This window comes from Mycobacterium sp. (assembly GCF_052144515.1).
In the GTDB taxonomy this organism is placed as follows: domain Bacteria; phylum Actinomycetota; class Actinomycetes; order Mycobacteriales; family Mycobacteriaceae; genus Mycobacterium.
The window spans coordinates 1-13,230 of the sequence record NZ_JBKQQD010000139.1; the positions used below are offsets into that span (position 1 = coordinate 1).

General features: G+C 64.3%; 16 protein-coding genes. 6 read left to right on the forward strand and 10 right to left on the reverse strand.

The genetic code is table 11. The features are described from left to right. Nucleotides 1-202 (reverse strand): cyclic nucleotide-binding domain-containing protein (locus ACLP9N_RS08270; RefSeq protein ID WP_442406936.1); only part of this gene is annotated, 202 nt, incomplete at its 3' end. 123 nt (nt 203-325) lie between these two features. Here ACLP9N_RS08270 and ACLP9N_RS08275 point away from each other — a divergent pair. Then, complete coding sequence (locus ACLP9N_RS08275) at nt 326-571, forward strand: DUF3060 domain-containing protein (protein WP_442406937.1); 246 nt, start codon at nt 326-328, stop codon at nt 569-571. Here ACLP9N_RS08275 and ACLP9N_RS08280 read toward each other — a convergent pair. From ACLP9N_RS08280 to ACLP9N_RS08295, 4 genes are all read right to left on the reverse strand, one after another. Beyond that, on the reverse strand, nt 544-1,470 hold the full coding sequence (locus tag ACLP9N_RS08280; RefSeq protein ID WP_442406938.1) for a rhomboid-like protein: 927 nt from the start codon (nt 1,468-1,470) through the stop codon (nt 544-546). The genes ACLP9N_RS08275 and ACLP9N_RS08280 overlap by 28 nt on opposite strands. A gap of 12 nt (nt 1,471-1,482) precedes the next feature. Next, nucleotides 1,483-2,832 (reverse strand): diaminopimelate decarboxylase, encoded by a 1,350-nt coding sequence (gene lysA / locus ACLP9N_RS08285; protein ID WP_442406939.1) that lies wholly within the window; start codon nt 2,830-2,832, stop codon nt 1,483-1,485. 111 nt (nt 2,833-2,943) lie between these two features. Next, nucleotides 2,944-3,579 carry a cysteine hydrolase family protein gene (locus ACLP9N_RS08290; protein ID WP_442406940.1) on the reverse strand — a complete coding sequence of 212 codons (636 nt, stop codon included), beginning with the start codon at nt 3,577-3,579 and terminating at the stop codon, nt 2,944-2,946. 51 nt (nt 3,580-3,630) lie between these two features. Continuing rightward, entirely contained in the window at nt 3,631-3,933 is a 303-nt protein-coding gene (locus tag ACLP9N_RS08295; protein WP_442406941.1) for a hypothetical protein, read from the reverse strand. Between the two features lie 75 nt (nt 3,934-4,008). Between ACLP9N_RS08295 and ACLP9N_RS08300 the strand changes: the two genes are divergently transcribed. Next, nucleotides 4,009-5,211 carry a cytochrome P450 gene (locus ACLP9N_RS08300; protein WP_442406942.1) on the forward strand — a complete coding sequence of 401 codons (1,203 nt, stop codon included), beginning with the start codon at nt 4,009-4,011 and terminating at the stop codon, nt 5,209-5,211. A 155-nt stretch (nt 5,212-5,366) separates the two neighbouring features. On the opposite strand, the gene ACLP9N_RS08305 is transcribed toward ACLP9N_RS08300, so the two are convergent. From ACLP9N_RS08305 to ACLP9N_RS08325, 5 genes are all read right to left on the reverse strand, one after another. Beyond that, the gene (locus ACLP9N_RS08305) at nt 5,367-5,984 is read right to left on the reverse strand and encodes a TetR/AcrR family transcriptional regulator (RefSeq protein ID WP_442406943.1); all 618 of its coding nucleotides are present in this window, start codon (nt 5,982-5,984) and stop codon (nt 5,367-5,369) included. An 11-nt stretch (nt 5,985-5,995) separates the two neighbouring features. Beyond that, a complete protein-coding gene (locus ACLP9N_RS08310; RefSeq protein WP_442406944.1) occupies nt 5,996-6,331 on the reverse strand; it encodes a hypothetical protein in 336 nt (111 codons plus the stop codon). Then, the gene (locus ACLP9N_RS08315; RefSeq protein ID WP_442406945.1) at nt 6,328-7,635 is read right to left on the reverse strand and encodes an aromatic ring-hydroxylating oxygenase subunit alpha; all 1,308 of its coding nucleotides are present in this window, start codon (nt 7,633-7,635) and stop codon (nt 6,328-6,330) included. Before ACLP9N_RS08315 ends, ACLP9N_RS08310 begins: the two co-directional genes overlap by 4 nt. After that, entirely contained in the window at nt 7,632-8,528 is an 897-nt protein-coding gene (locus ACLP9N_RS08320; RefSeq protein ID WP_442406946.1) for an enoyl-CoA hydratase/isomerase family protein, read from the reverse strand. Before ACLP9N_RS08320 ends, ACLP9N_RS08315 begins: the two co-directional genes overlap by 4 nt. A gap of 75 nt (nt 8,529-8,603) precedes the next feature. Further along, complete coding sequence (locus ACLP9N_RS08325) at nt 8,604-9,578, reverse strand: TIGR03621 family F420-dependent LLM class oxidoreductase (RefSeq protein WP_442406947.1); 975 nt, start codon at nt 9,576-9,578, stop codon at nt 8,604-8,606. Between the two features lie 79 nt (nt 9,579-9,657). On the opposite strand from ACLP9N_RS08325, the gene ACLP9N_RS08330 reads away from it, so the two are divergent. The 4 genes from ACLP9N_RS08330 to ACLP9N_RS08345 form a co-directional block, all read left to right on the forward strand. Next, on the forward strand, nt 9,658-10,368 hold the full coding sequence (locus ACLP9N_RS08330; RefSeq protein ID WP_442406948.1) for an SDR family NAD(P)-dependent oxidoreductase: 711 nt from the start codon (nt 9,658-9,660) through the stop codon (nt 10,366-10,368). A 22-nt stretch (nt 10,369-10,390) separates the two neighbouring features. Next, nucleotides 10,391-11,845: an aldehyde dehydrogenase gene (locus ACLP9N_RS08335; RefSeq protein ID WP_442406949.1), complete on the forward strand. Its 1,455-nt coding sequence runs from the start codon at nt 10,391-10,393 to the stop codon at nt 11,843-11,845. 96 nt (nt 11,846-11,941) lie between these two features. Then, nucleotides 11,942-12,328, forward strand: coding sequence for a PPOX class F420-dependent oxidoreductase (locus ACLP9N_RS08340; RefSeq protein ID WP_442406950.1), 387 nt, complete (start codon nt 11,942-11,944; stop codon nt 12,326-12,328). 84 nt (nt 12,329-12,412) lie between these two features. Further along, the coding region (locus tag ACLP9N_RS08345) for a histidine kinase (RefSeq protein WP_442406951.1) at nt 12,413-13,230 on the forward strand (818 nt) is incomplete at its 3' end.

The window sequence follows — 13,230 nt, forward strand, 5'->3', positions numbered from 1 at the left end:
CGTGACCAGGAGCAACGACTTCGAGCGCGACTTTTCCTTCGCGGATGAGATAGAAGGTATTGGCTTCTCTGCCTTCTTGAAAGATGAACTCACCGGCGTTGAAGCGGACGTTCGACGCACATCCGACGACCAGTTCATGATAACGCGGGTCTATCTGGCTAAAGAACGGATGCTTAGCCAGAATGCCTTCAAGCGTCTTCATTGTGTTTTCCTTTCCGGGTACGCGGCTCCAGGTTGGGCACGGGCCTTGTGTGTCTTAGGTGGGGTGCCGCTTCGGCCACGCTGTTGATCACGATCCATCCCGTGCGTCGCACAAAAGGTCACAGTGTCCAGCTACGGCAATCGGGTGCAGGCCGACAGCATCGACATCATCGCGGTTAACAATTACGGCAACAGGTTTACCGCCACCGGCCACTGCGGCAGCCTCAAGGTCTCCGCTTATGACAACCAGGTGCAGGTCGGCAGCGTCGACACCGTCGACGTCTCGGGCAACAGCAATACGGTGACGTACCACTCGGGCTCGCCCAAGATCACCCAGTCGGGCTACGACATCGTCGTGAAGCAGGGCTGAGGCTGGTACACCGCATGCGGGTAGCCGCTGCGCGACCTCAAGATCCCGCCAGCAAGGAACGCGAGCAGTATCCCCGCTAGCCCCCCGGCCGTCGCTACCATCGATGACCCGGACACCATGAAATAACCGACCGCGACGCCGACGGCCAGCAAGGCCAGGTGCAGGGATGACCAGCGCGCCATCGACGGCAGTCGGAAGGACACACCCATGCCCAGCAACAGCGCCAGAACGTGACCGACGGCGGTGAAGTCAAACTCCGTTGCCCAGGCTGCAGTTGCTGTGATGCCAAGCCACCAACCGATCCAGACTGGCCGCCAGCGTGCGGGTATCGATGCCGTCAGCGCGCCCAGAACACAAACCGCGCCGTAGCTGACCCCCACGTCGCTCGCGTGTGCGATGGAGATCGGCACCCAGCCCGCCTGGACCGCGGTGACCAGCCCGACCGCGACGAGCAAAGTGGCGCCGATGTGACCGAGTGTGAACGCGATGAGCAAACCCGTGCTGCGCCATATCAATTCACCCAGGGCCAACAAGCACACCAGTCCGGGCAACCACGCATACACTTCACCGCCGTCGTCGACAAACGCGCTGCCGACCAACGTGCTCAGGTGGCCGCGGGCCAGATTGTGCAAGTTGGTGCTCATGCGACTTACGACGACGTCGCGTGCGTGCGGACCGAGCGCCGTCAACGTGGTAGAGACCGCAATCAGCGCGACGGCGTACACGATCGTGACGCGCAACGACGCAACGACGGACAATGCCCGCGTAGCCGTTGCTGTCCAACGGCTTTCAAAGCGCAACACCGTCCGTTCGGGCAAAACGGGCGTGGCGCCTCGGCCGTACCAGGCTGTGACCGCCGTGTCGGCTCTGTCACGAACCGCCGTGTCAACGATCGTCATTCGCCGCTCACCTTAGGAGGCCGCCGAGGTGACGGGGTGGCCGGGCCAGCCGCGATCGCGGGCCAGCAGGTCGGCGACGGTTTCGCGTCGCACCAATTCCTGGGACTGGCCGCCGGCGACGGCGACCAGCGGCGGCCGTCCTTCCATATTGCAGCTCGACCCCATCGAGTGGTGGTAGGCACCTGTGCAGGCCACCGCCAGCAGATCGCCGGGACGGATGTCGTCAGGCAGCTCGACGTCGCGGGCGATCTCGTCGCCGGCCTCGCCGTGCCGGCCCACGACCGTGACGGGCGCGGTGCGGCTTGGCCGGTGCCGGTTAGCCAAAGCCACGGTGTATTTCGCGCCGCAAAGCGTCACCCGCGAGTTTTCCGTCATGCCGCCATCGACCGCGACGAAGCTGCGGCTGTCGGGCTGGCGTTTGACGGCGATGACCCGGTACAAGGTCACACCGGCGCGCGCGGCGATCGCTCGGCCCGGCTCGATCACGATCTGCGGACGGGGATATTTGTATTCGGCGCAGGCGGACCGCAGCGCGGCATCGATGCTCGTGGCGAATGTATGAAGGTTGGATTCCGGGTCGCCGGAATGGTAGGGGACGGCATGGCCGCCGCCGAGGTTGAGCTCGGTGAGCACGATCTGATGGCGCTCGCGTACCTCGGCCATCAAGGCGACCATTTGCCGGATCGCCTCGCCGTACAGCCCCGGGTCGGTGAGTTGCGACCCGAGTTGGCAATGCAGTCCGACCAAATCCAGGCACGGCTGATCCGACACGCGCTTGACCGCGCCGGCCGCCTGGCCGCCGGCCAGAGCAAAGCCGAATTTCCGGTCGGTGCGGTCGGTGTTTATATCGGGGATCACCCGGATCAGGACACGCTGGCGACGACGCAGCCGCGCGGCCAGAAGCGCAATCTCGCTGGGCGAGTCGATCACCACGCGCCCGACCCCGGCGGCGGCCGCATCGTGCAGCTCGCCGGGAGTCTTGGCATTGCCGTGCAGGATGATCCGCGACGCCGGCATGCCGCCGGCCAGGACGGTGGCCAGCTCGCCGCCCGTGCAGACAGCCACGCCGGCACCTTCGGCGGCCGCCCACCCGGCCACTGCGGTGCTCAGCAGCGCCATTCCGGCGTAGACCGGCTCGACATCGGGAAGCGCGGCGCGATACCCGCGGATGCGGGCCCGAAAGTCTTCTTCATCCACCACGTGGGTAGGTGTGCCGAACTCGGTTGCGATCTCGGTGGCAGGCACCCCGCCGACACACAGCCGGCCTCGTTCGTCGACGTGGGTGCTGAGTGGCCAGACCGCGCGGTCCAGGTGCGCGTTGAGCCCATGCCGCGACGGCGGAAGCAGCTCAAACAACGTCATGTCCCCAAGGTGCGGGTCTAACGCGGAATCGGCCACATTCTTTACGAACTCTTCACACCCCGGTCGCTAATCTTCACAGCTTCAGCACTGGGGACCGCGGTGTGGCCCTGTTTACGAGGTCCGCGGAGAGGAAATCGCCGCGATCACTTCCTCCGCGGTTACGATGGCGGTGGCGTAGTTCGGGATGTTTATTTCCAGAGCGGCGTGCATCTCGGTTTCCGAGTAGTCCGCGGTGGCGTCTTTCACCATCGTCACCTGGTAGCCGAGCTCGGCGGCGTACCGAACGGTTGCTTCCACGCAGGTATGCGCGATGAGCCCCATGACGATGAGCTGATGAATACCGTGCCGCTTGAGTTGCAGGTCCAGATCCGTGTTGGCGAAGCCGCTGGAACCCCAATGCTCGTGAGCGACGATATCGCCCGGCTGCGGTTCGAACTCGCTGCGGATCTCGCCACCCCAGGTGCCGTGCTCGAAGGTTTTGCGTGACCACGCCGCCTTCTGAATCGGCGCTATGTACTTCCAGGTTTCGTAGTCGCCGGGCCGGTACCGGCGATGCAGCGCATAGAAAACGCGGATGTCCGCGCTCCGGGCGGCAGCGAGTACCTGCTCCATGTGACCGACGCAATTGTTGGCTTCGATGACACCCTTCAATCGATCCCATACCTTGCCGCCCGCGGAAATGAAATCGTTGTACGGATCGATCACGACCAACCCGGTCATGTCCTTGCTGTAGGTCACAGCGGTCATTCGCCCATCCAAGCTTTCGCGGGCGCGGGCGTCTAGTTCGGGCCGGCGGGACTAATCGACGGTGGTCGTCGTGAGGAACGGGACGTCGTCGGGTGCGGTGTGACGAGCGGTCAACAGCGCCCGCGCGGCGTCACCGATTGGAATGCGCAGCGGCAGTTGCGGTTTCTCGGCGGCGTCGGCCACCTCAGCGGCGACCTGTTCGGCGGTGATCATTCCGGGCCGCGGCCCACCGCCGCGCAGGATTGCGGCGTAGGGATCGTCGGACAGCGTGTACGTCGTCACATGGCCACGCTGATCGATGCCGCGCTGAGCCGTTCGGGCTCTTGACGGGCTGCTCAAGATGCTGCTAGACATGGCGTGCGCCGCAAATTTGGGCGATCGCCCAAAACCGCTGGCTGCCGGCAGTTGCCTGAAGCAAAGGAAGCATCGATGACTCTCGCAAACGGCACCGACGTCTACTACGACCCCTACGACACCGGCATCATTGCGGACCCCTATCCGACCTACGCGCGCCTGCGCGAAGAGGCACCGATCTACTACAACGAAAAGTACGACTTCTGGGCAATATCACGGCATTCCGATGTGGAGCAGGCACTGGCGAACTGGCAGGCCTTCTCCAGCAGGCGCAGCGACATCCTCGAGTTGATCCAGTCGAAATTCGACATGCCCGGCGGCGTGATGATGTTCCAGGATCCGCCCGAGCACACGATGCTGCGCGGGCTGATGTCGCGCGTGTTCACGCCGCGCCGAATGGCCGCCATCGAGGACCAGATCCGCCAGTACTGCATCCGGTGCCTGGACCCTCATGTTGGATCGGAGGGATTCGACATCATCGCCGAGCTCGCTTCAATGATGCCGATGCGGGTGATCGGCATGCTGCTGGGAATACCTGAGTCCGAACAGATCTCGGTTCGCGACGCCAATGACGCTAACCTGCGCACCAAACCCGGCGCACCCCTGAAGGTCGCCAACGCCGACTCGATCGCCGACGGCCGGATCTACGCCGACTACGTCGAATGGCGATCCAAGAACCCGTCCGACGACCTGATGACGACACTGCTCAACGTCGAGTTCGACGACGAGCAGGGCGTGCACCGGAAGCTGACCCGCAAGGAGGTGCTGCATTACACCCAGGTGGTGGCCGGTGCAGGCAACGAGACGACGGGTCGGCTGATCGGCTGGCTGGCCAAGGTGCTGGCCGAGCATCCCGACCAGCGCCGAGAGATCTATCAGGATCGTTCACTGCTGAATCGAACCGTCGACGAAACACTGCGATTCGAGCCCACCGGCCCCCACGTCGCGCGTTGGATGGCAAAGGATTTCGAGTGTCACGGTACGACCGTTCCGGCTGGCAGCGCCATGCTGCTGCTGTTCGGTGCCGCCAATCGCGACCACCGCCGATATGAGGACCCGGACACCTTCAACATCCACCGCGACAACATCTCGCACATCACGTTCGGCAAGGGCGTGCACTACTGCCTGGGCGCCAACCTGGCCCGCTTGGAGGGCCGCGTTGCGCTGGACGAGATGCTCAACCGCTGGCCCGAATGGGGCATCGACTACGACACAGCGAGACTCGCGCCGACCTCGACGGTCCGTGGCTGGGAGCAGCTGCGAGTCGTTTTGCCCTGAGGGCCCAAGCTTAGCTCATAGCGATAACAGCTGGGTCGAGGCGTTTCTCGAGACTGAACCTACGCACACCCATCGCGGCGTGTCGTGTGCGCAGTTTCAGTGTCGCGGTCGTCGCGCCCTCAAGTCGCTGAGAGCGGTCAACAAAGAGTGACTGCTCAGCCCGGCACGCCGCGCCCGCGGCGGGCCTTCGGCGTCGGCATCTCGAATCGGTCGAGGAATCGGTTGACCAGCGCGACGGCGTCTTCGTGCCCCCCGGCGGTGCCCAGTCCCTGCTCCAAGATCAGGGTGCGGCCGATGGCCGCGATGACGACGGCGAGGCCTGCGGGCGGGAATTCCGTTGTGTCGAGACCATGTTCGCGGACGATGAAGTTCAGTGCGGTGATCTGCATCTCGCGCCACCGCTCGGACCAGGTCGCGATCTCGGCCCGGATCTCCTTGCGGTGGTTGGCAAGTCCCATGAACTCCAGCAGTAATCGGGTGTCCTTGGGTTCGATGAGGGTGTCCCAGAAGGCGTGCAAAGGGCGGTCGGAGGCCAGCGCTTCCCGCTGGCGTTCCAGGTAGACCGTGGCGCCTCGGCGGAAGACAGTCAGATACAACTCGTCCATGGTGGGGAAGTAGTAGTGCACCAGAGCCGGTTTGACGCCGGCCTTGGCCGCGACCCGACGCGACGTGGCCGCGGCGTAACCCTCCTCGAGCATGATCTGAATCGTCGCGTCGATCAGCAGGGCGCGAGTCGTCGAGTCCCGCGCCTTGGGTCGCTCCGATGCCGTCATGGTGTGTGGCCTTAGACCGCCGGCTCGGCGACCATCTTGAAGAAAGCGGCGCCGGAATCCGGGATACGATTCTGCTTGAACACGTTGACCGCGTAAGAGACCAGGATCATCGAATACAGCAGCTGCAGCAGCCTGGTCGCGTCGTCCGGTAATGCGTTGATGTCGAGCCCATTCAGGTAGGCGATCGCCTCTTCGGCCCGCGGGGCGACGGCGTCGTAAAACGTGACGAGTTCTTCGTAAGGCTTCGACAACCGGGCCTCGTAACGTTGCGCCCTCGTCGGCAAAGCCCAGTCGGCGACGAATGGCTCGAGTTCGGCGAAGCCCTCGGGCAGTGCCAGATCGGTCATGACGACTCCCCGGCCTGGTAGGCGGCGACCGTGTCACGGATCACCGTGTGAAACTGCCGGATGAGCAGCTCCTGATCGCTGAGGTGAAACGTGTTCTGCGCCCGTGTCTTCAGCGCCGAGTGCGTGGCCTCGATGGTGTTGACGTCCTGCATCGCGAACTCGATCGTGCTGTCCACCACCAACTCCTGCGCCAGGCGTTCGGCCGCGTTTGCCGGCGGCACAAAATACATGTCGATGTCATAGATGTGCGAGTCGACGGTCTCGGGCCAGTAGGTGTAGGTGATGTAATAGCCGCGCGCCCAGATCTGGATCGAAATATTTGGAAAGAGCCAGAATTGGTCATTGCCCCAGGAGGCGATGTCGCCGCGGTTCAGGAAGTCCGGTTGCGGTCCGATATCGGGGACATCATCGGGTCCGAACAGGCCTGCGCGGAAGAGCTTGTACACCCAACGCTGGTCCTGGCGGGCGGGTCCTGCGGTGCCGGGCTCGCGCGGCGGCAGCGGTGGCGGTCCGGGAACCGAGCTGAGCATGTGCGGCCGGAACAGCTCGTAGTGATAGGAGTCGACGGGCGGCACCATCTTCTCGGCCTTGGAGACGTCCGGGTCGATGAAGCGGCCGTGCACGTACGGTGGGTGATACCACTCGCATACCGAGTCGACCGCCAGTTTCCAGTTTCCGTTGATTCGGGTGGAGAACCCGTAATGCTGAGTCATCAGATGGAACGGGTAGCCCTCGATAGGTAGCAGCCCGTCACCGAGGAAACTGCGCAACGGCACTGGGACTCCTTCCCTTTCCGAGGCGAGGTTGACGAAGATGAAACCCGCCCAGACTTCGCAGTGCACCAGAGGCATCCGCAGCGCGCTCTTGTCCAGGTCGAAGAACTCGCCTTCGTTGGTGATGTGATTGACCTTGCCGTCTAGCCCGTACCGCCAGCCGTGATACTTGCAGGCGAACGCACGACAGTTTCCCGAGCTCTCCCTGCCGGGATGTTCCTGCCAGACGACCTTGTTACCCCGGTGAGCGCACACGTTGTGGAATGCGTGCACGGTGTCGTTCAGGTCGCGGGCGATCACGATCGACGCGAGGCTGCCGGGCAGGTCGCGGGTGAAGTACGACCCCTTGCGCGGCAACCGCTCGATACGCCCTACGCACAACCAGTTTCGTTCGAACACCGCTTTGCGTTCAGCGGCGAAGAACTCCTCGGAGATCGAATCTTCGTAGTTGACCGGGGCGGTCCCGAGTTCGGGATAGTCGGTGGTGAACTTGCCCCGGCCGGTCGACAGTCGCTGCTGGATGCTCGTCATGAGGGGACTCCTTCACTGCGTTGACCGTCGGGCACCGTGCCCGCCCAAGGCTGCTGGTCCCAGGCCCGATCCAGCGGCGCCATCTCGCCGCCGAACGGGAAGAAAGCCCTCTGCGCGTAGGTTTCCCGCGCCAGGCCGTGTCCGAGTTCGTCGATGAAGGCCCGCTTGAGCGGATTGGTGAAGAGCTGACGCGAGTAGCGCAGTGTCAGCGGTGGGCGCTTGACCAGTTCGCGAGCCAGCTCCCAAGACCTTTCCAGCAGTTTGTCTTTGGGCAGCACTTCGTTGACGACGCCCCACTCCTTGGCCTCCTGCGCGCTGAGCTTCATGCCGGTCAACAGGAAATAGCGCGCGCGGGTGTGGCCGGCCAAAAAGCTCCAGATGACGTGTTGGCCGTCGCCGGGCACCTGGCCGCGGGGGAAATGCGATGCGTCCTGGAAGTAGGCGTCCTCTGCGGCCAGCACGATGTCGCCGAGCAATGGCACCTCGGAGTGCATATTGCACGGGCCGTTGACGGCGCTGATCATCGGTACATCGACTTCGAGCACGTTGGTAATCAGATGCCGTGCATACCAAGCTTTTTCGTCGAGCTTCAGAAGGCCACGGGTGCCGGGCATGAGCAGATAGTCAGGCTTTTCCACTGGGTCCCCGTTGGGCATGCGTCCCCAGTTGGCGTTGTAGTTCTCGCCGGTTCCGGTGTGGATGAGCACTTTGATCTCACGGTCCCCCGCGATGTCGGCGAACACGTCCGACATCTGGTCGTGCGCCCGCCAGTCCCACACCAGGCTGCCGCCGTTGGTGTGGCACTGCATGAACAGGATGCCGTCCTCGGAGAGCTCGAGCCGATAGTTCGCGTACCGATCGCGGTACTCGCTGTATCTGGTCCGCTTTGCCATGAAATTACCTGTACCATCCTGCACTATTTGGGCGAACGCCCAAATAGTCGCATCTCTGGTCGCAGCGGTCAAGGCTCAGCGCCCGTGCAGCAGTGCCACCACGGGTGCGAAGGATTCGATCTGGGACTGCTGCACCGTCACGTAATTCACGCCCAGGGTTTCCCGGCGCGAATACAGCTTTTCCACAACGCTTTCCAACGAGCCGACCAGCACATTGGGATGGTCGCGTAGCAGGTCGATCGCGATGCCCGTCGACTTCGCCACGCCTGCCAGCATGGTCTCGGGGTCGTCGGTGATCTCGGTGAAGTAGGGCGAGCTCTCGACGTCGAGGCCGCGGTAGCGCTCCCCGGCCGCGGCGCGGACAAACTCGGTCCGCTGCAGCGCGACCGCCTCCGGATCAAGACCCTCGGCGTCGCGTGCCACGAACGGCACGCTGGAGATGCTGACGATGTCAGCTTCCCGGCCGGCCAACGACAGGACGCGCTGACTGCCGCCACCGATCATGATCGGTGGATGCGGCCTTTGAGGCCTTTGCACCGGCCGCGGGCGCCCCGCGTATCCGCGCACCTGGACGAAGTCGCCCGAGTAGTCGAGCTCCTCACCCTGCCAGTGGGCCTTGATGAGGGAAACGACCTCGGCCAGCTTGGCGATTCGCCGGCCCGGACGGTCGAAGTCGAGTCCCATCGCGGTGTATTCGACTTCGCTCCAACCGGCGCCGATACCCATTTCCAGCCGGCCGTCGGAGAGCAGATCAAGTGTCGCCGTTTCCTTGGCCAGCACGGCCGGCACGTGATAGTCGATGCAAAACACTCGGCACCCGATGCGCAACGTCTCGGTGTAGGCGGCTGCAGCGGCCATCGCCGCGATGGGCGCCAGGTCTTGGCGCGGGGTGCGCGCGGCCTTTTGCGCGGGCCCCGGGCCCAGGTAGTGATCCGCAAGGAAAAGCGTTGAATACCCGAGGTCTTCGACTTTGCGAACGGTATCGCGCCACTCGCCTTGCCCAGCGGCATTGGTCGCCTGCACGGCGAAGCGGAACGGGGGCCTGTCCATAGGCTTGACCGTAATCGATGCGGGGTGATAGGCATGTGCCAATCGTTTGGGCGATCGCTCAGGAAGGCAGGTGTGCGGTTTGGGCGCGAAGACGGCTGTCGTGACCGGCGGTGCGTCAGGGATTGGCCGCGCCGTCGCCGAACGTCTGCGCAGCGACGGGTTTCGCGTGGCCGTCCTCGATTTGACTCCCACCGATGACGGGTTCGGTCACGTCGCCGATGTCACCGACCGCGCGCAGGTCGACAGCGCGATATCAGCGATTCGGGAAGAGTTCGGCCCAATCCTCGTGCTGGTCAATGCGGCCGGGGTGGAGGGTTTCAAAAAGTTCTCCAACATGTCCTTCCAGGAGTGGTCCAAGGTCATCGACGTGAACCTGAACGGCGTGTTCCACACCATCCAGGCCGTGCTGCCGGACATGGTCGAGGAGGGCTGGGGACGCATCGTCAACATCTCGTCGTCGAGCACCCACTCGGGGCAGCCGTTCATGGCGCACTACGTGGCGGCCAAGTCGGCGGTGAACGGCCTGACCAAATCGCTGGCGCTCGAATACGGTCCGTCCGGGATCACCGTCAACGCCGTACCACCCGGGTTTATCGATACACCGATGCTGCGCAGCGCCGAGGAGCGGCAACTGCTCGGCGGCACGGTGGAGGACCACATCAATCGCACCCCGGTGCGCCGGGTGGGCCGGCCCGAAGACATCGCCGCCGCATGTGCCTTTTTTGTGTCCGAAGAAGCCGGATACATCACCGGACAGATCCTTGGAGTCAACGGCGGCCGCAACACCTGATTAAGGAGAGGCCAGGACAGAAATGTACGAGCGGGACCAACTCTTCATCAACGGGAAGTGGACGGCACCCGAATCTGATGCCGCCATCTCGGTGATTTCGCCGCACAGCGAGGAGGTCATCGGCCACGCGGCCTGTGCCGGAGCGGCTGATGTGAACCGCGCCGTCGACGCTGCCCGAGCGGCGTTCGACACCGGGCCGTGGCCCCGCATGCAACCCGCCGAACGCATCGAGGCACTCAACCGGCTGGCCGGCATCTATAAAGAGCGGCGCGCCGACATGGCAGCGCTGATCTCGGCCGAGATTGGCGCTCCCATCACCTTCGCCAAAATGGCGCAGGTTCGCCTGCCCCTCACCATGCTCTTGGCGTTCTGTGGTTTGGCCGGAGGCTACGAGTGGCAGCAGGAACGTCCGGGCCTGTACGGCAAGAACATCCGGATCGTGAAGCAACCGGTAGGAGTCGTCGCCGCGGTGGTGCCGTGGAACATGCCGCAGTTCCTCACCGTCGCCAAGGTCGCGCCGGCGCTGCTGGCCGGGTGTTCGGTGCTGCTCAAGCCCGCGCCCGAATCGGTGCTCGACGCGCAGTTGCTCGCGGAAATGGTTGCGGCAGCTGACCTTCCGCCCGGCGTCCTGAATGTGCTTCCCGGCGGCCGCGACGTCGGTGAACAGCTGGTCAGCCACCCCGGTGTCGACAAGGTGTCCTTCACCGGCTCCACCGCGGCCGGCCGCGAGGTGGCCCTTGCCTGCGCCGCGGGACTGAAGCAGGTCAGCCTCGAACTGGGTGGCAAGTCCGCGGCCATCGTGCTCGACGACGCCGACCCCGCGGCCGCCGCCGCCGGGATTCAGATGGCCAGCCTCGCCAACAGCGGCCAGGTGTGCAACGCGCTGAGCCGGATCCTGGTACCGGAGGTACGCAAGGACGAGTTCGTGGATGCATTGGCGGCCGCGATGGAGTCGATGACGGTGGGCGACCCCGCCGATCCCAATACCCAGGTGGGTCCGCTGGTGGCGCAGCGCCAGCAGGAGCGGGTCCGCGGCTACATCGAATCGGGCAAGAGCGAAGGCGCGCGCCTGGTGACCGGAGGCGCCGCCCTGCCTGACGGTCTCGACACCGGCTGGTATGTGCGGCCGACGCTGTTCAGCGATGCGCACAATGACATGCGGATTGCCCGCGAGGAGATCTTCGGCCCTGTGCTCACCGTCATTTCCTACCGCGACGAGCACGAGGCGCTCCGGATTGCCAACGACTCCGAGTATGGGCTGGCCGGCTCGGTGTTCACCGCCGACGTCGAGCGCGGATACGGCGTCGCGACTCGGGTCCGGTCCGGCACGTTCGGCGTCAACGAGGGCTACATCATGGACCCGGCGGCACCGTTCGGCGGTGTCAAGAACAGTGGATACGGTCGCGAACTCGGAACCGAGGGAATCGACAGTTACACAGTGAGCCAATCGATTTCCGTTGCGGCCCAGACAAACTGATCAGAGTTTCATGACCGCGTGGCGGCCGCCACGTTTAGCGCACTACACGGTCGGGGTATTTGTCCTCAAATTTCCACCTACCGGAAGAGGCCAGACGTGGCTCCCAGCTTCAAGGACGTCATCGGATCCAAGTACCTGCTGTTGACGACTTTCACCAAGGACGGGCGCCCCAAGCCGACACCGATCTGGGGCGTGCCCGACGGTGACAAGCTCTTGGTGATCACCGACGACGGGTCGTGGAAAACCAAGCGGATCAACAACACGCCCCGGGTGACGATCGCCAAGAGCGCGGCATTGGGCAAGCCGAAGAGCGGAGAGGTCGAGGCCGTCGCACGGGTGCTACCGAAGTCGGAGACCCGGCGGGTCTACAACGCTGTGCTCAAGCGGTACTGGTACCACGCCTGGTGGTTCTATGCGCATTCGATCGTGCGCGGCGGCATCGACAAGGTGCATGTCGGACTCGAGATCAAACCCGCCGCCTAGGAACCCACCTGACGCAGCAGTGCACCGGTTTACGCTGATGCGCGTGAACGGCCACGCCGACACACTCGCGGAAATCGGCTGCTGATGGCGCGGGGACGGCTCCGTGTGTATCTGGGTGCTGCTCCAGGGGTCGGCAAGACCTACGAGATGCTGCTCGAGGGTCACCGCCAGCGCAGGCAGGGTGTCGACTGCGTGATCGGCTTCATTGAGCCGCATGGCCGACGGGCGACGCAGGAGCTGGTTGACGGCCTGGAGCTGGTGTCCCGGCGTTATGTCCGATATCGAGGCGGGGTCCTGCCGGAGATGGATGTTGATGCGGTGCTTGCTCGCCGCCCGCAATTAGCGTTGATCGACGAACTGGCGCACACCAACCCTCCGGGTTCCCGCAATCCGAAACGCTGGCAGGACGTTCAGGAGCTACTCGATGCCGGTATCGATGTGATCACGACGCTCAACGTTCAGCATCTGGAGTCTTTGGGCGACGTGCTGACTGAGATGACCGGAGTTGAGCAGCGCGAAACGCTGCCCGACGCGGTGGTGCGCCAGGCCGACGAGTTGGAACTGGTGGACTTGTCGCCGGAAGCGTTGCGCCGGCGCATGGTTGCCGGTGACATTTATCCGCCCGATCGCATCGACGCGGCGCTGTCGCACTATTTTCGGCCGGGCAACCTCTCCGGGCTCCGGGAACTGGCGCTGCTGTGGGTAGCCGGTCGGGTTGATGAGGGCTTGCGCCGTTACCGCAGTGACCACGGGATCAGTGCCAGCTGGGAGGCCAGGGAGCGCATCGTGGTGGGCGTATCCGGCGGCCCGGAAAGCGAGGCGTTGATTCGGCGGGCGGCCCGGCTGGCCGCCCGCACACCCGGAAGCGATCTGATGGCCGTTTACGTGGCGCGCAGCGATGG